Source organism: Terrabacter carboxydivorans, from assembly GCF_039532035.1.
Taxonomy (GTDB): Bacteria; Actinomycetota; Actinomycetes; order Actinomycetales; family Dermatophilaceae; genus Terrabacter; species Terrabacter carboxydivorans.
In genome coordinates, this window is the sequence record NZ_BAAARE010000016.1 from 41,413 (window position 1) to 61,466 (window position 20,054).

Consider the following 20,054-nt stretch of genomic DNA (forward strand, 5'->3'; position numbering starts at 1 on the left):
GCTCAGCCCCGCGGCGCGAGCCGGCGGCGGGCAGACTGCAGGACGCTGTCGACCACGACCCTCGGACTGATCCCGACCGCCGATCGCACGTGCTGGGCGGCGTCGGCCCGGCTGCCCTGCGCGAGTGCCAGGCGAGCCTGCTCCACCGCCTGGGACCCGTAGATCTCCGCGGTGCGCCGAAGTCCGGCCCTGACCGCCCGCTCGGTCTCGTGGTCACTGCGCGCGTGGGCGCGGGTCCGGTGCTGCTGCAGGATCATCCGTCGCTCACGGGCGCCCCGGGCGTAGTCGCGCGAGGCGTTATTCCCGTGCAGGTGGACGTCGACGAGGTCCTCGGCGACCACGGCGGGGTCGGGACGGTCGAGCGCGAGGCGCAGGAAGAGGTCCCAGTCCTGCGTCTGCGCGAGCAGCGGGTTCTGGCCGCCGACGCGGAGGTAGTCGGCGCGCCGCACCATCGCGCTGCTCTGGCACACCATCCGGTCGGCGAGAAGTCCCCGGTAGGTGAGGTCGCGCTCGTCCCCGCCGATGCGGGACCCGTCGACGACCCAGCTGAACCACGTGCACCAGAACGCCGCGTCCGGCTGCGCCGCCACGGCCGCGATCTGGCGCTCGAGCTTCTCCGGCCCCCACACGTCGTCCTGGTCGATGAAGGCGACGAGCTCGCCGCGGGCCCGCGCGACGGCGACGTTGCGCGCCACGGAGACGCCCTGGTTGTCCTGGCGCACGTGGACGACCCGGGGGTCGAGGTCGCGCACCCACTCGACGCCGTGGTCGGAGCCGTCGTCGACGACGACCACCTCGAGGTCCGGGCACGTCTGCGCCAGCACCGAGCCGAGGGCACGCGAGAGGTCGGCGCCCGGGTTGTGGACCGGCAGCACGACGGAGACCTGGGGCATCCGGCGACGTTAACGCAGTCCGGCCCCGACGCGAGCGCACGCGCACTAGGTTCCCTACCGTGAGTGACCTCCCGCAGCAGGACATCTACCACGACAACGCCCGGCTCGACGTCGCGCCGTACATCCCGGCCGGGGCACGGTCGGTGCTCGAGGTCGGCTGTGGCAAGGGCGGCTTCGGGCCGACCCTGCGCCGCGCGCTCGGTGACCGGGCGCGCATCGTCGGGATCGAGGCGGTGCCGGCGCAGGCGGCCGTCGCGCGCTCCGGGCACGGCTTCGACGAGGTGGTGGACGGCTACTTCCCGCAGGCGCTGACGGGTGAGGAGCGCTTCGACCTCGTCTGCTTCAACGACGTCCTGGAGCACGTCGTCGACCCATGGGCCACCCTGGGTGCGGCCACGGACCTCCTGCAGCCGGGCGGGCACGTCCTGGCGGCGATCCCGAGCATCCAGTACGCGCCCGTCACGATCTCGCTGCTCCGAGGTCGCTGGGACTACACCGACGAGGGGACGTTGGACCGGACCCACGTCCGGTTCTTCACCCGGGGCACGATGACGGAGATGTTCGACCGGGCCGGCCTCGACGTGGTCACCTGTGCCGGCGTCAACTCGGTCTACGAGCAGCGCTGGAGCCGCCGGAGCCCGCTGCGTCGCGCGTGGACCACGCTCATGCCGGACGCCGAGTGGCTGCACTTCGTCGTGCTGGGGCGCCTTCGGGCGGGAGGCGGCTCCCGCACCGTCTAGCCGATGGCGTGCACGACGAGGAACCAGCCCACGACGGGTGCCCCGACGGCCAGGGCGATCGCCAGCACGCGCAGCGCCGCCGCGTGGCTGTAGACCTTGGCGACGCCCGCGGCGACGAGCCCGACCACGAGGATCCCGATCGAGAGGTTGGCGAAGACCGCGCTCAGCTCGACGATCTCGGGCGACTTCGTGATGTTGGCGATGGTGGCCGCCTTGCCCGTCGGTCCCCACGGGGCCGGCAGCGGCACCTGGGCGAGGAGCAGCGCGGCGACTCCGAGCAGGTCGGTGCGCAGGTGGGAGCGCCGCCGTGCCGCGGCCTCACGCCTGCTCGGGACCGAGCTCTGCACGACGGGCGCGGGCTGGGTCACGGCTCGCGGCAGCGTCAGCAGCAGTCCGCCGAGGCCCGCCAGGCCGGCGAGGAAGGCCGCGTAGAGCTTGGGGCGGCCGTCCGAGGCGAAGTCGAAGACCGTGACGACCGGCACGGTCGCGTGCATGAGCAGCCACACGAGCGCCACGAAGCCGACGACACCACCGATGACGACGGGGACGTCTGAGCTGGCGCGTGGCGTCTGTCCTCGTGGCACGCCGCACAGTGTAAGCAGGCGTGCGATTCGTTCCTGACACCTACACTTGGCGCCGTGGACAGCACCAGAGAGCGTGACGCCGACCTGTTCGACCGTGACCAGGCCGACGCCGGTGACGGCGGCTCCGGTGGGTCCGGTGACGACTGGGACGGCGGCGCCGCGGCCGACGGCGGCTCCGGCCGCCGGGAGAGGAAGCGCAACCGCAAGGTGCTCGTCGCCGCGCTGGTCCTGCTGCTGGTGCCCGTGCTGGCCGTCGGTGGCTACCTCGCGTGGCTCAACCACATCGTCACGAACAACGTGAAGCAGGAGCTCCTGCTGCCCGACACCAACAACCAGCCGACCGACAAGAACGGCAACGTCGTCGCCCAGCCGGCCGGCAACGGCCAGAACTACCTCATCATCGGCAGCGACGCCGGACCGGGTCGGGTGGGCGGGCGCTCCGACGTCATGGTCCTCGTGCACGTGCCTGCCGACCACTCCCAGGTCACGCTGATCCACTTCCCCCGCGACCTCTACGTCTCGATCCCCGGGCACGGCAAGGACAAGCTCAACGCCGCGTATGCCTTCGGCGGGCCGCCCCTGCTCGTCACGACGATGCAGAACATGCTCGGCATCCGGATCGACCACGTGGGCAAGATCGGCTTCGAGGGTTTCAAGGCCATGACCGACGCCGTCGGCGGTGTCGACGTCGACGTCGAGGAGCCGAGCAAGGACAACGGCTACAACTTCACCGTCGGCACGATGCACATGACGGGCGACATGGCGCTGTCCTTCGTCCGTGAGCGCAAGCAGCTGAGCCAGGGTGACATCTCGCGTGGTCGGCGCCAGCTCGCCTTCATCAAGGCCCTGATGCTCAAGACCCTCAACAAGGACGTCCTGCTCAACCCGGTGCGTCTCAGCCAGTTCACCGAGGCGGCCACGTCGAACCTCGTCGTCGACCAGAAGCTCGACGTCGGGACGATGCGCTCGGAGGCCCTCGCGCTGCGCGACATCCGCGGCGGTGACATCCGCTTCATCACGGCCCCGTTCACCGGCTTCGGCACGAGCCCTGCCGGCGCGTCCATCGACGTCGTCGACGAGGTCAAGATGGCCGACCTCGGCGACGCCATCCGGACGGACTCGCTCAACTCCTACAAGTAGCAAGGGGCGAGGTCAGCCCGGGCCCTTCCGGTCCGGCGACCTGGCCAGGGGTCGGAGAGGGTCAGGCCCGCTTCCACGCCGTCAGGTCGCCCAGGGAGAGCCACGTCTGGTCGCCGGCGACGATCCAGCCTGCCCGGTCGTTGACCGACAGCCCGACGTCTCCGCGCTGCGCGTCCGGCACGGGGACGCACGCGACGACGTCAGCAGCCTTGCCCTTCGCGACCACGACGAGCTGCACGCCCTTGCACGCACCGACGATGCGGGCGGCGTACGTCCTCAGCTGGTTGTCGACGAGGAGGTTGCTGATGGCCACGGCGCCGGGCGCGTCACCCGAGTCGGTCCAGGTGGCGCCACCGTCCTCGGTGACGACCACCGACCCGCCGGCGCACAGCGCCTGCGCCTCGGTCGCCGAGGTGCGCGACAGGTCGAGCACGACGGCGGTGCCGCACGGCGTCGCGGTCCCGGCCTTGGGGGCGAGCACCTGGGTGGGCTCGGCGAGCTGGCGCGCCCAGCCGCCGGTGACCGCCGTGGGCGTCCGCCAGGTCTGGCCGGCGTCTCCTGAGGAGTACTGCCGCAGGGTGCAGTCGGTGCCCGCGCCCACGGCGAAGGCGCGCGTCGCGTCGAGAGGCTGGATGCGGGCGACGGCGCGCGCGGGTGAGCGCACCTTGGTCCAGGTCTGACCACCGTCGGAGGTCCGCTCAATGGTGGCGCCGCCGCGCTCGCAGGTCCCCGTCGTGGCACGCCACGCGGTCGCGGCGTCGAGGGAGGAGACGAGCCGGGACACCGGGACCGCAGTGGCGCCCGCGCCGGACCCGGCGGACCCGCTCGTCCCGGTCGTCGTCGTGGTGCGGGGCGTCGACGGCGTCGACGGCGGACTGGTGGTCAGGGCCGCGGTCCGCGTCGTCGAGGCCGCCGGCACCTCGTCGGTCGTCGTGTGACCGGACCGCAGGGCGAGGGCGACCAGCCCGACGTCGACGGCGAGGAACGCCACGAGACCTGCCGTCGCGACTCGTTTCTTCATTGCTGCAACTCCCCCTCAACCCGCCTGTCGGCCCTTCCCCCGGGGGACATGCTAGGGGCGAATCCGCTTGTCGCACGACGCAGTCCGCGTCGAGTACAAGCGGAGGGTGGAGCTCAGCGCGGGGTGAGTGCCGCGACGACTGCCGGCAGCTGCGACTCGATTTCGGTCGACATCAGGGCATATGCCTCAGAGCTGCGACCGTATGGGTCGGGTATGTCCGATTCGGCGGCCGAGCGGGCGGGGTGCAGGCCGCGTCGTCCTCGCGCGACCTCGGCGACGACGGATGCCCACGGCGTGTCGGGACCGGCCTGCGCCACCTCCGGGGAGCCCGCGAGATCCGCGTCGCGGACGAGGTCGGCGAGCTCCCCCACGGTGAAGGTCTTGCGCAGCGCGCGGGGGTGCAGGGCCACGGCGTCCGCACGGTGCTTCTGCGTGGCCGTGATGACGAGGTCCGCCGTGTCGAGCATGGCGGGGACGAGCTGGCGGGAGGCGAACCCCGAGGGGTCGGCACCGACCTCGAGGAGGGCGGACACCGAGCCCGGCTCGATGTCGGCGCCGACGAGCGCACGGGTGCCGGCGCTCTCGACGCGCACGTCCTGCCCGGCGAGGAGCTGGCGCAGCCGCCGCTCGAGGTAGGGCGAGCGACACACGTTGCCCGTGCAGATGACGAGGATGGTGCCGACGGGCCTCAAGGGCGCTCGCCCGTCAGTGAGCGGCGGTAGGCCTGGCAGGCCTCGTACGTCGGGAGGAGGCCCGCGTCGACCGCCTCGGCGAGCGAAGGGGCCGCGGTGTCCTTGGGCGACAGCAGCGGCTCGACGCCCTCGGGGAGCGTCAGCGCGAGGTCGGGGTCGAGCGGGTTGATGCCGTGCTCGGCGCTCGGGTTGTAGGCGGCGGAGCAGAGGTAGTGCGCGGCCGTGTCGTCCTCGAGCGCGCAGAAGGCGTGGCCGAGCCCCTCCGAGAGGTAGACGGCCTTGCGCTCGCGCGAGTCGAGCAGGACCGACTCCCACTGGCCGAAGGTCGGGGACCCGACGCGGATGTCGACGACGAAGTCGAGCAGCGAGCCGCTGATGGCGGTGACGTACTTGGCCTGCCCGACGGGCACGTCAGCGAAGTGGACGCCGCGCAGCGTGCCGCGCGAGGACAGCGACACGTTGGTCTGGATGACGTCGAGGCGGTGACCGGTCACCTCGGCGAGGCGGTCGCCCCGGAACGACTCGAGGAAGACCCCTCGGTCGTCGGGGAAGATCCGCGGAGTGACCACCCAGGCACCCTCGATCGAGAGCGGACGGATGTCCATCAGTGAGCCTCCCGGGCCTCGGCGAGCAGGGCGTGCAGGTAGAGGCCGTAGCCGCTCTTGGCCTGGGCGTCGGCGTGCACCCGGAGGCCGTCGTCGTCGATCCAGCCGTTGCGCCAGGCGACCTCCTCGACGCAGCCGATCTTCTGGCCCTGCCGGGCCTCGACGACGTGGACGTACTGGCTGGCCTCCATCAGGCCCGTGAACGTGCCGGTGTCGAACCACGCGGTGCCCCGGGGCAGGGGGGTCACGGTGAGGCTGCCCCGGCGGAGGTACTCGTCGTTGACGGCCGTGATCTCGAGCTCGCCGCGCTCGCTGGGGACCAGGTTGCGGGCGATCTCGACGACGTCGTTGTCGTAGAAGTAGAGCCCGGGCACGGCATAGCTGGACTTGGGCTGCTTGGGCTTCTCCTCGATGGACAGGACCGTGCCGTCCTGGTCGAACTCGACGACGCCGTATGCCGTGGGGTCGGCCACGCGGTAGGCGAAGACGTGCCCGCCGCGCACGTTGGTGTTGTCGCGCAGCCGCGTGCCGAGGCCGGGACCGAAGAAGATGTTGTCGCCGAGGACGAGGGCCACCTCGTCGTCGCCGATGAAGTCGGCGCCCAGCACGAACGCTTGGGCGAGGCCGTCGGGACTCGGCTGCACGGCATACGTGATCGACATGCCCCACTGGGAGCCGTCGGCGAGGAGGCGCTGGAACTGCTCGGAGTCGGCGGGGGTCGTGATGACGAGGACCTCGCGGATGCCGGCCATCATCAGCGTCGACAAGGGGTAGTAGACCATCGGCTTGTCGTAGACGGGCATGAGCTGCTTGCTGATGCCGCGCGTGATGGGGTGCAGGCGCGTGCCCGAGCCACCGGCGAGGATGATTCCCTTCATGGTGGCCCAGCCTAGGGGGACTTCATGGGGGCCGCGTCAAGCGGGCCTGTGACGGAACGGGTCACACGCGTCACGCGGTCTCGCTCCAGCTCTTGAGGTCGGTGCCCGACCGCCACGTGGCGTCGGCGACGGCGAGCCAGCCGGCGTCGTCGACGACGCTCAACGACACACGGCCCTCGGCGCCCTCGACCAGGGTGGTCACGCACGCGACGCGGGAGGTTCCCTTGTCGCCCACCGCGGCGATCTCGACGCCGGCGCAGCCGTCCACGGTCCGGGCGACGTAGACCGCGGGCGAGCCGTTCTCCTCGCGGGCCGAGACGGCGAGCAGCCCCTGGACGGTCGCCAGTGCGCTCCAGCGGGACCCGCCGTCGGTGGAGCGCACGAGGCGCCCGTCCGCACAGGCGGCGACGGCCCGGGAGGCACTGATGCGCGCGAGGTCGACGACAGCGGCGCCGCCGCACGGTCGCGCGTCGGGACGCTTGGGGGTGATGACGAGGGTCGGCTGGTCTCCTCCGGGCACGCGCGACCACCCGCCGTCGATGGCTCGGGGGCCTCGCCACGTCTGTCCGTCGTCGTCGGTGGCGTACTCCCCCGCCGAGCAGCTCTTCGGGGCGCCGATGACGAAGCCGCGGGTCGCGTCGACCGGCTGCACGCGTCCGAGCGCCGCAGCCCCGGCCGACCGCTTGGTCCACGTCTTGCCGCCGTCGTCGGTGACGCTGAGGTCCGAGCCGCCCTGGCTGCACGTGCCGAGCGTGGCGCGCCAGGCCCGCTTGCCGTCGACGGCGGCGATCGCCTCGGTGAGGGGACGGGCCGGCGTCACTGATAGGGCGGTGCTGGTGCTGGTGCTCGTCGTCGCGCCCGCGGTCGAGGTGGCCGCGGGCACCGGTGTGGGGGTCGGGGCGGAGGCCTCGGCGGCCCCGGGACGGAAGGCGAGGGCTACCAGGAGGGCGTCCACGACGAGCAGGGCCAGCAGCCCCACGAGCGCCAACCGACCCACCGACTTGTCCGACATCCACCGAATCACGATCGTCACTCTACGGACCCGCCGGACCGAAACGGCGCATCCCTGACGCTCGGCACTAGGATGCGCAAGAGTGTTGTGTCGGAATTGTCCGACCACAGAGCCACGTGACCAGGGCGCGGCCGGCGAGAAGAGACGAAGACAGTGGAACTGCAGGACTACCTGAACGTCATCCGGAAGCGATGGATGATCATCGCAGCGGTGACGCTCGTGACCCTCGGACTGGCCGCCGCCTACACGGCCCTCTCACCGAGGACGTATGCCGCATCGACCCAGTTCTTCGTGTCGACCTCGGGCGATGACACCGCGTCGTCCCTCGCCCAGGGCAACACCTTCACCCAGGCCCGGGTCAAGTCCTACTCGCAGCTGCTCCAGTCGCCCAAGGTCCTCGACCCGGTCATCAAGCAGGTCGGCCTCGACACGACCGCCGACAAGCTCGCGGCGCAGCTCACGGCGACGATCCCCCTCGACACCGTCATCATCGACGTCAGTGTCACGAGCGGCACTCCCGCCGGAGCGCAGCGCATCGCGGCTGCCGTGGGAGACATCTTCCCCAAGACGATCCAGGAGCTCGAGCGCAAGCAGGGCCAGTCGAGCCCGGTCAAGGTGACCGTCGTCAAGGAGGCGGCAGCCGACCCGACCCCGGTCAGCCCCAAGCCCACGCGCAACCTCGCGCTCGGCCTCGTGCTCGGTCTGCTCCTCGGCTTCGGCGTGGCCCTGCTGCGCGACGTGCTCGACAAGTCGGTCAAGTCCCAGCGCGACCTCGAGACGGTCACCGACCGCACCATCCTCGGCGGCATCGCCTACGACACGGATGCCTCGGCCCACCCGCTCATCGTGCAGGTCGACCCCCGTTCGCAGCGCGCCGAGGCCTTCCGCTCGCTGCGCACCAACCTGCAGTTCATCGACGTCTCCAACCCACCGAAGTCGATCGTCGTCACCTCCTCCCTGCCGGGCGAGGGCAAGTCGACGACGACGGCCAACCTGGCGATCAGCCTCGCCGAGACGGGCCTCAAGGTCGTCGTCATCGAGGGCGACCTGCGCCGGCCGCGTCTGCTCGACTACCTCGGCTTCGAGGGCTCGGTCGGCCTGACCGACGTGCTCGTCGGCCGCGTCGAGGTCGACGACGTGCTCCAGCCCTTCGGGCGCACGGGCCTGCGCCTGCTCGGCGCCGGGCCGATCCCGCCCAACCCGAGCGAGCTGCTCGGCTCGGCCAACATGGAGCAGCTGATCGAGGACCTGACGGAGCGTTTCGACTACGTGCTCATCGACGCTCCGCCGTTGCTGCCGGTCACCGACGCCGCGGTGCTCAGCACCATCGTCGACGGCGCTCTCGTCGTCGTCGGGGCCGGAGTGGTCCAGCGCGAGCACGTGCGCCGCGCCATCGACTCCCTCGACGCGGTCAACGGGTCGGTGCTCGGTCTCATCCTCAACCGCGTCAAGGCCAAGGAGGGCGGGGCCGGCTACGGCACCTACGAGTACGACTACCGCCCCGAGAGCGAGCGGCAGCGTGCCAAGGGCCGGTCGGTGCCCCAGCAGCGGCGCCCCATCGCGCACGAGGACGACATGGGCCCGGTCAACCCGCGGATGTCCGCTCCCGGGAGCCGGCCGGGCGCAGTGGGCCCGGAGACGCCGGAGCACCAGTCCAACGGTCATGCCACAGGGCGCTACGCGGGCGATCCGGCCCAGCGCGCCGACTTCCCCGCAGGAGACTCGATCTTCCACTGAACCGACGCTCCGGCTGTCGGCTCGGAGGTCAACCACCCGTGCACGCACCAGGCCCCCTCACGAGAACGTGAGGGGGCCTGGTGCTTCTCCTCGAGGTCGCTCAGCCGATCCGGTCGGCGCGTGAGGAGCTGGCGACGGAGCCCAGCGCGGCCACGATGACGGAGAGGAAGTCCTCGATGCGGTCGTAGGCCTCGTCGTGGGTGCGCTCCGAGCCACGGTAGGGGTCGACGACGTCGACCTCGTCCGGGTCGCCGGGGGCGATGGTGCCACGTGCGGCGGCGGCCTCGGCGACGACCTGGGGCAGCCATGGCCGCGATGGCACGATGGGCCGCCACGTCTGGGATGCGCGACAGAGGTCGGCGAAGTCACCGAGGGCGAAGATGCGACGCATGGCCGCGGGGTGCAGGCGCGCGACGTCGCCGCGCTGGGCGCGCGTCAGGGTGAGCACCAGCTCCGCCTCGTCGACCAGGCGTGGCGTCACCGCTCGTGCGGCGAAGCCGGTGACGTCGGCTCCGAGACGACGCAACCTCTCGCTCGTCTCGGCCTCGATGTCGGAGCCGACCAGGGCCCCCGTGCCGGCGCTGGCTATCGGTATCCCAGTCTCGGGCAGGAGCTGCCGCATCCGCCTCTCCGCGTAGGGCGACCGGCAGATGTTGCCGGTGCAGACGAACAGGATGCCGCGGTTGGGAGGGGTGTCGCCGAGCATTGGAACCCCCAAGTTCTCTCGGCGTGAACGGGTGAGTCCTGATCCTAGATGTCGGATCTGCGAGTCAAGAAGAGGTAAGGGCGTTTTGGGGGCTTCGTCTCAGGTTTCTGACAGCCGGTTCCGGGCGTCGGTGAGCTGCTCCGGCTACCAGACGGCGCCGGATCGGCGTCCCATGCCGCGGTAGTCCCAGCCCGCGTCGGCCCACGCACGCGGGTCGAGCACGTTGCGGCCGTCGATGATCCGCGGCGTCGCGACGAGCGACCTCGCGGCGGTCGGGTCGAGCTCCACGTAGTCCTTCCACGCCGTGAGCAGCATGACGAGGTCTGCGCCTGCGAGGGCCTCGTCGGCGGAGTCGACGATGTGCAGGTCGGGCCGCAGGCCGCGCACGGCGTCGGCGCCGGCAGGGTCGGTGGCCACCACGTTGGCGCCGCGGCCCCAGAGTCGTCCGGCGATGTCGAGGGCGGGTGAGTCACGCACGTCGTCGCTGTCGGGCTTGAAGGTCAGGCCGAGCACGGCGACCTTGAGGCCGACCAGGCGGCCACCGGCCATCTGCGTCGCGAGCTCGACGGCGTGGTCGCGGCGGCGCATGTTGATCGAGTCGACCTCCCGCAGGAAGGTGAGGGACTGGTCGACGCCGAGCTCACCGGCGCGCGCCATGAACGCACGGATGTCCTTGGGCAGGCACCCGCCACCGAAGCCGATCCCGGCCTGGAGGAACTTGGACCCGATGCGGTCGTCGTGGCCGATGGCCTCGGCCAGCCGTGACACGTCGGCGCCCGAGACGTCGCAGAGCTCGGCCATCGAGTTGATGAACGAGATCTTCGTGGCGAGGAACGAGTTGGCGGCGACCTTGACGAGCTCGGCGGTCGGGTAGTTGACGAGCAGGCGTGGCGTGCCGGCCTCGATGATGGGGGCGTAGACCTCGTCGACGACGCTGCGCCCGACCTCACCGCGCTCACGGTCGTCGGGCAGGCCGTAGACGACGCGGTCGGGTCGCTCGGTGTCCTGGACGGCGTGGCCCTCGCGCAGGAACTCGGGGTTCCACACGACGACGGCGTCGACCCCGGCCTCCTCGAGCCGCTCGGCGATGGCGGCCGCCGTGCCCACGGGGACCGTCGACTTGCCGACGACGACGAGGGGGCCGTCCGCGTGCGGCGTGGCGTTGCCGATGATGTCGTCGACGGCCGACCAGATGTAGGACATGTCGGCCGCGTAGCTGCCACCCCGCTGCGGCGTGCCGACGGCGATGAAGTGCACGCGGGCGCCGGCCAGGGAGGTCTTGTCGGTGGTGAACCGCAGCGAGCCCTTCTCCACACCCTGCCTCAGCAGCGGCTCGAGCCCCGGCTCGTGGAAGGACGGGATCCCGGCGGCGAGCTTGTCCACCTTCGCCGGGTCGACGTCGACACCCACGACGTCGTGGCCGAAGTCGGCCATGCACGCGGCGTGCACCGCTCCGAGGTATCCGCATCCGATGACCGAGATCTTCACGCGGGGAGCATATCGACCGGCGGCGAACGGTCAGTGGCGGCGAGGGTGGCCCTGTTCGTTATCCTCGGGGCCATGCGAGTACTGGTCACCGGCGGCGCCGGCTTCATCGGGTCGAACTTCGTCCTCCGTGCGCGCGAGACGCGTCCCGACTGGGCGCTGACGGTCATCGACTCGATGACGTATGCCGCGAACCGCGACTCGCTCGCGCCCGTCCTGTCCGACCCGGGCGGGGACGGTTCGGTCCGTCTCGTGGAGGGCTCGGTGGCCGACGCCGCCCTCGTCGACGGCCTCGTGGCCGACCACGACGTCGTCGTGCACTTCGCCGCCGAGTCGCACAACGACAACAGCCTCGACAGCCCGTGGCCGTTCGTCGAGAGCAACGTCGTCGGCACCTTCACGCTCCTCGAGGCGATCCGCAAGCACGGCAAGCGCCTGCACCACATCTCGACCGACGAGGTCTACGGCGACCTCGAGCTCGACGATCCGGAGCGGTTCACCGAGCGCACGCCGGTCAACCCGTCGTCGCCGTACTCGGCCACCAAGGCGGGCGCCGACCTGCTCGTGCGGGCCTGGATCCGCTCGTTCGGCATCGACGCCACGGTCTCGAACTGCTCGAACAACTACGGCCCCCGCCAGCACGTCGAGAAGTTCATCCCGCGCCAGGTCACCAACATCCTCGACGGCATCAAGCCCAAGCTCTACGGCTCGGGCCTCAACGTGCGCGACTGGATCCACGTCGATGACCACAACGACGCCGTCATCGCCATCCTCGAGCAGGGCCGCCTCGGCGAGACCTACCTCATCGGCGCCGACGGCGAGCGCAACAACCTCGAGATCGTGCGCATGCTGCTCGAGATCATGGGCAAGCCCGCCGACTGGTTCGACCACGTCGACGACCGACCCGGCCACGACCTGCGCTACGCCATCGACTCCTCGAAGCTGCGCGCCGAGACCGACTGGCGCCCCCGCTACGGCGACGTCCGCGCCGGCCTCGAGGCGACGGTGGAGTGGTACACCGCCAACCGGGCATGGTGGGAGGCCGCCAAGGTCGAGTCCGAGCGCACCTACGCCCGACTCGGCCGGTGAGCACCTCCTCCCCCGGTCGCGCCCTCGTCACCGGGGCGGGCGGCATGCTCGCCCACGACCTCGTGCCTGCCCTGCGTGACGCCGGCTGGGTCGTGACGGCCCTGGGACGCGGCGATCTCGACGTGACCGACCCCGCCCAGTGCATCGCTGCGATCGACGGTCACGACCTCGTCGTCAACACCGCCGCCTACACGGCCGTCGACGACGCCGAGACCGACGAGGCCGCAGCCTTCGCCGTCAACGCGGTCGGCGCCGCCAACCTCGCTCGGGCCTGCTCCCGCGCCGGAGCCCGGATGGTGCACGTCTCGACCGACTACGTCTTCGACGGCACCGCCACCGAGCCGTATGCCGTCGACCACCCCGTCGCGCCCCGCTCGGCCTACGGCCGCACCAAGGCGGCCGGCGAGTGGGCCGTCCGCGCCCAGTGCCCGGAGTCCTGGGTCGTGCGCACGGCGTGGCTCTACGGCGCCGGCGGCCCCAACTTCGTGTCCACGATGCTGCGCCTTGCCGGCGAGCGCGAGACGCTCTCCGTCGTCGACGACCAGATCGGTCAGCCGACCTGGACCGTCGACCTGGCCGACCTGCTGGTGCGTCTCGTCGCGAGCGACACGGCATACGGCATCCACCACGGCACGTCGAGCGGGCAGACGACGTGGTTCGGCTTCGCCCGAGCGATCTTCGAGCTCAACGGCCTCGACCCCGAGCGCGTCCTCCCGACGACGACCGAGGCGTTCCCCCGGCCGGCCCCGCGCCCGGCGTGGAGCGTGCTGTCGCACCACAGCCTGGAGCAGGCGGAGGTCGACACGATCCGCGACTGGTCCGAAGGGATTGCGGCCTTCAGCGCCTAATGTCTGGTTCGTGACGGTGTGCCCGTAGACTCGCGGTGCCACTCTCCGAACAGATGAGGTTTCTGGATGTTTGTCCACGACAGCGCTGAGGTCGCTGCCGACGCAAGAATCGGTCAGGGTTCGAAGATCTGGCACCTCGCGCAGGTGCGTGAGCAGGCGTCGTTGGGCGCCAACTGCATCATCGGTCGGGGCGCCTACGTCGGCGCCGGCGTCACGATGGGTGACAACTGCAAGGTGCAGAACTACGCCCTGGTCTACGAGCCCGCCGTGATCGGTGATGGCGTGTTCATCGGTCCGGCCGTGGTCTTCACCAACGACCACTTCCCCCGCGCAGTCGATCCCGACGGAGATCTGAAGTCCGGCGACGACTGGGAGGCCGTGGGCGTCACCGTCCGCAGTGGCGCCTCCGTCGGTGCTCGCGCCGTGTGCGTGGCCCCCGTGACCATCGGCCAGTGGGCCATGGTCGCAGCCGGCGCCGTCGTCACCAATGACGTGCCTGACTTCGCCCTCGTCGCCGGCGTCCCTGCACGGCGCATCCGCTGGGTCGGACGGGCCGGAGTCCCGCTCGAGCTGCAGGCAGAGGGCGTGTGGCGATGCCCCGAGACCGGTGAGACCTACGTCGAGCGCGACGACCGGCTCACCCTCAACAGCAACTGACCCGAACCTGAGATCCAGAGGACACCACACGTGAAGATCACCACCGTCGGACTCGGCAAGATCGGACTGCCGCTCGCGGTCCAGTTCGCCGCCATGGGTCACGAGGTGCAGGGCGCCGACGTGAACCCCTCCACCGTCCAGCTCGTCAACGCCGGCACCGAGCCCTTCCCCGGTGAGGACCACCTGGCCGAGAAGCTGGCACAGGTGGTGTCCGAGGGTCGACTCGTCGCGACCACGGACACGACCCAGGCGGTCAGCCAGAGTGAAGCCGTCGTCGTGGTCGTGCCGCTCTTCGTCGACGGGGACGGCGTCCCGGACTTCGGCTGGATGGACTCCGCCACGCGTGACATCGCGAAGGGCCTGCGCCCGGGCACCCTCGTCGCTTTCGAGACCACCCTCCCGGTCGGCACCACGCGCAGTCGATGGAAGCCGATGCTCGAGGAGGGATCCGGTCTCACTGAGGGTGTCGACTTCCACCTGGTCTTCTCCCCCGAGCGCGTCCTGACCGGACGCGTCTTCGCTGACCTCCGCAAGTACCCGAAGCTGGTCGGCGGCCTCTCCCCCGCCGGCGCCAAGGCGGCCGTCGCCTTCTACGAGGCCGTCCTGGACTTCGACGACCGACCCGACCTCGAGCGCGGCAACGGCGTCTGGGACCTCGGTTCGGCTGAGGCGGCCGAGATGGCCAAGCTCGCCGAGACCACCTACCGCGACGTCAACATCGGACTGGCCAACCAGTTCGCGGTCTATGCGCAGAAGGCCGGCATCGACGTCTACCAGGTGATCGAGGCCTCCAACTCGCAGCCCTACAGCCACATCCACCGTCCTGGCATCGCTGTGGGCGGGCACTGCATCCCGGTCTATCCACGCCTCTATCTCTGGAACGACAACGACGCGACTGTCGTGCGCGCCGCCCGGGAGGCCAACGCGGCGATGCCGGCGTACGCCGTCGGCCTCGCGCGGGGATCCTTCGGTGACCTGAGCGGTGCCCGCGTCGTCGTGCTGGGCGCGAGCTATCGCGGTGGCGTGAAGGAGACCGCCTTCTCCGGTGTCTTCGGGACCGTTCAAGCCCTCATCGACGAGGGAGCGACCGTCACGGTGCATGACCCGATGTACAGCGACGAGGAGCTCGCCGCGCTGGGCTTCGTGCCTCACGAGCTGGGGTCGGCGGTCGACGCCGCCATCCTGCACACGGACCACGTTGAGTACCGCACGCTGGCGGCCGACGCCCTGCCGGGCGCCCGGGTCATCGTCGACGGCCGCAACATCCTCGACTCCGCAGCATTCCCCGACGCCGATGTGCTCACCATCGGCCGGGCCTGACTCAGCAATCACACGACAGGGAACACAACATGGACTTCATTCCGCCGGCCAAGCCGCTCATCGGTGACGAGGAGCGTGCTGCCGTCGATCGCGTGATGCGGTCGGGCATGATCGCCCAGGGCCCCGAGGTGGCCGCCTTCGAGCAGGAGTTCGCAGAGCACTTCGGGCTGGGCCGCTCCTGCGTCGCCGTGAACTCGGGCACCTCGGGTCAGCACCTGGGGCTGCTGTCGTGCGGCGTCGGCCCCGGCGACGAGGTCATCGTCCCGTCGTTCACCTTCGCGGCGACCGCGAACTCGGTCGCGCTCACCGGGGCAACCCCGGTCTTCGCCGACATCGATGCCGACGACTTCTGCCTCTCGCCCGAGGCGGTCGAGGCTGCGATCACCGACCGCACCGTAGGCGTCATGCCGGTCCACCTCTACGGACATCCGGCCAAAATGGACCGGATCATGGACATCGCTCAGCGCCACGGCATCCAGGTCTTCGAGGACGCGGCACAGGCCCACGGCGCTTCGTTGCACGGCACGCCCGTCGGGGCCTTCGGCTCCTTCGCGATGTTCTCGCTGTACCCCACCAAGAACATGACCTCCGGCGAGGGTGGGATGGTCTCAGCTGCCAACCCTGATGTGGAGCGTCTGATGCGCCTCTACCGCAACCAGGGCATGGAGAAGCAGTACCACAACGAGGTCGTCGGCCTGAACAACCGGATGACCGACATCCACGCGGCGATCGGCCGCGTCCAGCTGACGAAGGTCGACGCCTGGAACGAGGCACGGCGCCGCAACGCAGCCTTCCTCACCGAGCACCTCGAGGGAGTCATCACCCCCACCGTCGCAGACGGAGCGGTCCACGTCTTCCACCAGTACACGGTGCGTGTCCAGGACGACCGTGATGGCATGTCGCAGGCTCTGCGCGATGAGCACAACGTCGGCTCTGGCATGTTCTACCCGGTGCCGAACCACCGGCTCGCGCCGTTCAGTGTTGACGTGGACCTCCCGGAGACCGAGAAGGCTGCCGCCGAGTGCCTGTCGCTGCCCGTGCACCCGTCCCTCTCATCCGAGGACCTGGAGCGGATCGTGACCGGCGTCAACGCACTGGTGAAGGCGGGCGTCTGATGGCGAACCTCAGAGCAGGGCTCATCGGTCTCGGGATGATGGGACGCCACCACGCTCGTGTGCTCTCGTCACTCGAGGGGGTTGATCTCGTCGCGGTCGCAGACCCCGGTGGCGACCCTCACGGTGCGGCCGCAGGCCGGACCGTGCTCAACGGCGTCGAGGACCTCGTCCGAGCCGGCATCGACTACTGCGTCGTGGCCGTGCCGACCGTCTATCACCAGGAAGTCGGTCTGGCGCTCGCTGCGGCCGGCGTCCACGCCCTCATCGAGAAGCCCCTGGCGCCCGACGTCGCCTCCGCCCAGCTCCTCGCAGACGCCTTCGAGGCCGCTGGGCTGGTGGGCGCCGTCGGCCACATCGAGCGCTACAACCCTGCTCTCCAGAGTGCCCGTGCGCGCATCGAAGCGGGCGAGCTCGGACGCGTCTACCAGGTGACGACGAGGCGCCAGGGCCCGTTCCCGGCACGCATTGCAGACGTCGGCGTGGTCAAGGACCTCGCAACGCATGACATCGACCTCACCGCGTGGGTCACGCAGAAGCGCTACACGCGGATCAGCGCCAACACTGCCTTCCGTAGCGGACGCGAGCACGAGGACCTCGTGGCAGCGACGGGTCTGCTGGAGGACGGCACCGTGACCAACCACCTGGTCAACTGGCTCTCCCCCCTCAAGGAGCGGGTCACGACCATCACCGGCGAGCGAGGCGCCTTCGTGGCCGACACGCTCACGGCAGACCTCACCTTCTTTGCCAATGGGTCCGTCAAGGTCGTGCGTGATGACATCGCGCAGTTCCGCGGAGTCTCCGAAGGCGACATGATCCGATACGCCATCGCCAAGCCCGAACCGCTGCGGGTCGAGCATGAGCAGTTCCGGGACGCCGTCCTCGGCAACGACGGGGACATCGTCACCATGCGTCAAGGCCTGGAGACCGTCCGCGTTGCCGAAGCGTGCATTGCGTCAGCCCTCGGCGGTTCGATGGTCGCGCTGTCCCTCGATTCCGTTCTCTGACCGCATGCGACTCGGTAGGAGGCCTCGACGGGCGCTGATAGCCACGACGATCCCGTTGTCCGCCGACAAGTTCTTTCGTGAGCTGATCAGGCAGCTGCAGTCGGATGGATTCGATGTGTGCGTTGTGTCGTCTCCCGGCCAGGGCCTGGCGAACCTCAGTCACGACACAGGCGTTCGCACTCGCGAGCTGCGCATGGCGCGAGAGATCTCGCCCCTGGCCGACATCCGCGCGCTCGTCCAGTGGGTTCTTGTTTGCCTTCAGGAACGACCGCAGCTCGTCATCACAGCCACCCCGAAGGCAAGCCTTCTTGGCATGGTCGCGGCCAAGGCAACTCGGGTCCCCCGCCGCCTGTACTTTGCGGTCGGCCTCCGCTTGGAGGGCGCCCAAGGCAACCGGCGCCGGATCCTTGCGGCCGTTGAACGAGTCGCCACGGCAGCCTCGACCGAGGTGGTGGCCAACTCTCCTTCACTCGCTGCCCTGTATCGCGACTTGAATCTGGCGGCTGCCGCCAAGGTGAGGCAGACCGTTCCCGCGAGCAGTCATGGGGTTGACTGCGACTACTTTCAGCCATCCTCACGCGACGTGGACCTGGCAGCACGTTTGGGTCTCGAGCTGTCGACACCCGTCGTCGGCTTTGTGGGCCGGCTCACTCATGACAAGGGAATCGACACCCTGTTGAGCGCCATGCGAGAGCTTGCCGAGTCAGGACTGGTGGTCCAACTGCTCGTCGTAGGGCCACAGGACGAGCCTGACTCACACCGCTACCTCGAGAGGCTGAAGACAACTGGTGGACCCGTGGTGGTCGTGGGCGCGGTAGATGACGTGCGTCCCTACTTCTCGCTCATGGACGTACATGTCCTCCCCACGCTGCGGGAGGGATTTCCCAATGTGGTCCTTGAAGCCAGCGCCATGAGCATTCCGACCGTCACCACCGATGCTACGGGATCGGTTGACAGTGTCAGGCCGGGCAAGACAGGACTGATTGTGCAACGTGAGCAGCCAGCAGCGCTGGCGGCCGCCATGAAGAGTCTTCTTGATGATCCGTCGACGACAGTCCGCCTTGGGGAGGAAGCGCGGCTCTGGGTTGCGGACGCCTTCCGTCCTGCCGCAGTTGTGCGATCTCTTCTTGAGAGCCGGCCCTCTACGAGCTCTATCCCGGGAGAGGCCTGAGTAGTCATGCGTCTGATCCTGACTCGCGTCACCGCGGCCGCGTTCGCTCTTTACCTGTTGTTCGGACAACGGTTCACGGTGGACGCGGCAACGGGTGGTCGTGGAGCCGTGAGTCTGCCCGAGATGTTGTTCTTGGCCGCCTCATTGCTCCTCTGGTTCGGTCTGAAGGTCCGCATCGAGGGGCCGCATGCCAAAGGCCTCTTCGTCTCCACGGTTGGGCCTCTATTCACGCTCTTGATGGTGCTGCCTCTCATCGGGGTGCTCATCGGCGACTACGAACCCCGGGCTCTGTACAGCTTCGTCGTAGTTCTCGTGCCCATGGCCATCCTGACCCTCGGCGCAGCGGCGGCCCGATTCGATGTCGACCTCCGCACACCCGTCTTCGTCGCTGTTGTGGGACAGGGGCTATACGGTTTGGGCCAGCTCCTTGCACGCGTGGGGCTCATGCCCACTGGGCTCTGGAGCTGGGCCGTCAACTGGGACGCGCAGACTCAAGCCTCCTACAGCGAGTCCTACGTGATCTCGTCGAGAAGCACGGGTCTGTTCGTGAATCCGAACGAGTTCGGGCTGTGGAGCGTCCTGACCGTCATCTTCGGGGCCCTCTATCTGCGCGGCCGGCGTCGGGGTGTTGCTCTATTTCTCGGCATTCTCGGTGTCTTCGCCTCTCAGTCCAGGACCGCATGGCTCGCCTTGGCTCTTCTTCTCGCGGCACTGATGATCAGGAACCTGCTCAGGCCACAAACGGCAAAATCGAGCTTCGTCGCTGTCGCTTTGACCGCGGTGACCCTCGGACTGGTTGCCCTGTTCGGCGGCTTCTCTCGGTTTATCGAGGCAGGAGCCGTGAGTCGCTTCAACACCGGCCTGGGCGTCTTCACGGGCGGTGGAGCCAGCCAGGACGCGAACCTTCAAGGACGCTACGTCGGCTGGGAGCGAGCGAACGAGTTTGTCCAGGACTATGCATTTGGAACACTCGGCCCCCCTCAACTGAAGTTTGGCGGGTCGATCGACAACCAATTCGTCAGCTACTACTTGCAGGGTGGCGTGCTACTCGTATGCGTATACCTCTTGGCGCTGGCAGCACCGTTCATCGTGCTGCGTCGTCGTGTCCACCAGTCATGGAAGCTGATGGTCGTTGCCACCGTATTTGCGATCTTCTCGTACACCGCCAGTCCGATGGACAGTCCTGCAGCAAGCGCGCTCGCATGGGTCTGCGTCACCCTGAGCGTGCAAGCCTCCCTCAGGCCTGGCGTGTCACGCGTCGATCCCGCCGACACCACGGATGATCCCGAGCCGGCATTCGAGCCAGCACCCCGAGTTTCCAACGGAAGGCCGATGTAGAGCATGGCGCAGAAGTGCG

The 20,054-nt window shown here is 69.5% G+C and carries 20 protein-coding genes; 11 read left to right on the forward strand and 9 right to left on the reverse strand.

The window, feature by feature from the left end:
* Positions 1–2 precede the first annotated feature (2 nt).
* Positions 3–893 (reverse strand): glycosyltransferase family 2 protein, encoded by an 891-nt coding sequence (locus ABD297_RS17080; RefSeq protein ID WP_344256257.1) that lies wholly within the window; start codon positions 891–893, stop codon positions 3–5.
* Positions 894–952: 59 nt separating this feature from the next.
* Between ABD297_RS17080 and ABD297_RS17085 the strand changes: the two genes are divergently transcribed.
* Positions 953–1,633 (forward strand): class I SAM-dependent methyltransferase, encoded by a 681-nt coding sequence (locus tag ABD297_RS17085; protein ID WP_344256258.1) that lies wholly within the window; start codon positions 953–955, stop codon positions 1,631–1,633.
* On the opposite strand, the gene ABD297_RS17090 is transcribed toward ABD297_RS17085, so the two are convergent.
* Complete coding sequence (locus ABD297_RS17090) at positions 1,630–2,217, reverse strand: hypothetical protein (RefSeq protein ID WP_344256259.1); 588 nt, start codon at positions 2,215–2,217, stop codon at positions 1,630–1,632. The two genes, ABD297_RS17085 and ABD297_RS17090, sit on opposite strands and share 4 nt — an antisense overlap.
* A 54-nt stretch (positions 2,218–2,271) precedes the next feature.
* Here ABD297_RS17090 and ABD297_RS17095 point away from each other — a divergent pair, with 54 nt between their 5' ends.
* The gene (locus ABD297_RS17095; RefSeq protein ID WP_344256260.1) at positions 2,272–3,357 is read left to right on the forward strand and encodes an LCP family protein; all 1,086 of its coding nucleotides are present in this window, start codon (positions 2,272–2,274) and stop codon (positions 3,355–3,357) included.
* A 61-nt stretch (positions 3,358–3,418) separates the two neighbouring features.
* Here the strand turns inward: ABD297_RS17095 and ABD297_RS17100 are convergent, their stop codons facing one another.
* From ABD297_RS17100 to ABD297_RS17120, 5 genes are all read right to left on the reverse strand, one after another.
* Entirely contained in the window at positions 3,419–4,378 is a 960-nt protein-coding gene (locus ABD297_RS17100; RefSeq protein ID WP_344256261.1) for a beta propeller repeat protein, read from the reverse strand.
* Positions 4,379–4,491: 113 nt separating this feature from the next.
* Positions 4,492–5,070, reverse strand: a complete 579-nt coding sequence (locus ABD297_RS17105; RefSeq protein WP_344256262.1) for an arsenate reductase/protein-tyrosine-phosphatase family protein — start codon at positions 5,068–5,070, stop codon at positions 4,492–4,494.
* Positions 5,067–5,675 carry a dTDP-4-dehydrorhamnose 3,5-epimerase family protein gene (locus ABD297_RS17110; protein WP_344256263.1) on the reverse strand — a complete coding sequence of 203 codons (609 nt, stop codon included), beginning with the start codon at positions 5,673–5,675 and terminating at the stop codon, positions 5,067–5,069. Before ABD297_RS17110 ends, ABD297_RS17105 begins: the two co-directional genes overlap by 4 nt.
* Complete coding sequence (gene rfbA / locus ABD297_RS17115; RefSeq protein WP_344256264.1) at positions 5,675–6,553, reverse strand: glucose-1-phosphate thymidylyltransferase RfbA; 879 nt, start codon at positions 6,551–6,553, stop codon at positions 5,675–5,677. The genes ABD297_RS17110 and rfbA overlap by 1 nt, the downstream gene beginning before the upstream one ends.
* 70 nt (positions 6,554–6,623) lie before the next feature.
* A complete protein-coding gene (locus tag ABD297_RS17120; protein WP_344256265.1) occupies positions 6,624–7,577 on the reverse strand; it encodes a WD40/YVTN/BNR-like repeat-containing protein in 954 nt (317 codons plus the stop codon).
* A 141-nt stretch (positions 7,578–7,718) separates the two neighbouring features.
* Between ABD297_RS17120 and ABD297_RS17125 the strand changes: the two genes are divergently transcribed.
* Positions 7,719–9,302: a tyrosine-protein kinase domain-containing protein gene (locus ABD297_RS17125; RefSeq protein WP_344256266.1), complete on the forward strand. Its 1,584-nt coding sequence runs from the start codon at positions 7,719–7,721 to the stop codon at positions 9,300–9,302.
* 100 nt (positions 9,303–9,402) lie between these two features.
* On the opposite strand, the gene ABD297_RS17130 is transcribed toward ABD297_RS17125, so the two are convergent.
* A complete protein-coding gene (locus tag ABD297_RS17130; protein ID WP_344256267.1) occupies positions 9,403–10,008 on the reverse strand; it encodes an arsenate reductase/protein-tyrosine-phosphatase family protein in 606 nt (201 codons plus the stop codon).
* A gap of 144 nt (positions 10,009–10,152) precedes the next feature.
* On the reverse strand, positions 10,153–11,496 hold the full coding sequence (locus tag ABD297_RS17135; RefSeq protein WP_344256268.1) for a UDP-glucose dehydrogenase family protein: 1,344 nt from the start codon (positions 11,494–11,496) through the stop codon (positions 10,153–10,155).
* A 72-nt stretch (positions 11,497–11,568) separates the two neighbouring features.
* On the opposite strand from ABD297_RS17135, the gene rfbB reads away from it, so the two are divergent.
* The 8 genes from rfbB (at position 11,569) to ABD297_RS17175 (ending at position 20,035) form a co-directional block, all read left to right on the forward strand.
* Positions 11,569–12,582, forward strand: coding sequence for a dTDP-glucose 4,6-dehydratase (gene rfbB / locus ABD297_RS17140; protein ID WP_344256269.1), 1,014 nt, complete (start codon positions 11,569–11,571; stop codon positions 12,580–12,582).
* Complete coding sequence (gene rfbD, locus ABD297_RS17145; protein ID WP_344256270.1) at positions 12,579–13,430, forward strand: dTDP-4-dehydrorhamnose reductase; 852 nt, start codon at positions 12,579–12,581, stop codon at positions 13,428–13,430. Before rfbB ends, rfbD begins: the two co-directional genes overlap by 4 nt.
* A 66-nt stretch (positions 13,431–13,496) precedes the next feature.
* A complete protein-coding gene (locus tag ABD297_RS17150; RefSeq protein ID WP_344256271.1) occupies positions 13,497–14,087 on the forward strand; it encodes an acyltransferase in 591 nt (196 codons plus the stop codon).
* Between the two features lie 30 nt (positions 14,088–14,117).
* Positions 14,118–15,407 carry a nucleotide sugar dehydrogenase gene (locus ABD297_RS17155; RefSeq protein WP_344256272.1) on the forward strand — a complete coding sequence of 430 codons (1,290 nt, stop codon included), beginning with the start codon at positions 14,118–14,120 and terminating at the stop codon, positions 15,405–15,407.
* 29 nt (positions 15,408–15,436) lie between these two features.
* Positions 15,437–16,522: a DegT/DnrJ/EryC1/StrS family aminotransferase gene (locus ABD297_RS17160; RefSeq protein WP_344256273.1), complete on the forward strand. Its 1,086-nt coding sequence runs from the start codon at positions 15,437–15,439 to the stop codon at positions 16,520–16,522.
* A complete protein-coding gene (locus ABD297_RS17165) occupies positions 16,522–17,526 on the forward strand; it encodes a Gfo/Idh/MocA family protein (protein ID WP_344256274.1) in 1,005 nt (334 codons plus the stop codon). Before ABD297_RS17160 ends, ABD297_RS17165 begins: the two co-directional genes overlap by 1 nt.
* Positions 17,527–17,581: 55 nt before the next feature.
* Positions 17,582–18,697 carry a glycosyltransferase gene (locus ABD297_RS17170; RefSeq protein WP_344256275.1) on the forward strand — a complete coding sequence of 372 codons (1,116 nt, stop codon included), beginning with the start codon at positions 17,582–17,584 and terminating at the stop codon, positions 18,695–18,697.
* Between the two features lie 6 nt (positions 18,698–18,703).
* Positions 18,704–20,035: a hypothetical protein gene (locus ABD297_RS17175; protein ID WP_344256276.1), complete on the forward strand. Its 1,332-nt coding sequence runs from the start codon at positions 18,704–18,706 to the stop codon at positions 20,033–20,035.
* The last annotated feature ends 19 nt before the right edge of the window (positions 20,036–20,054 follow it).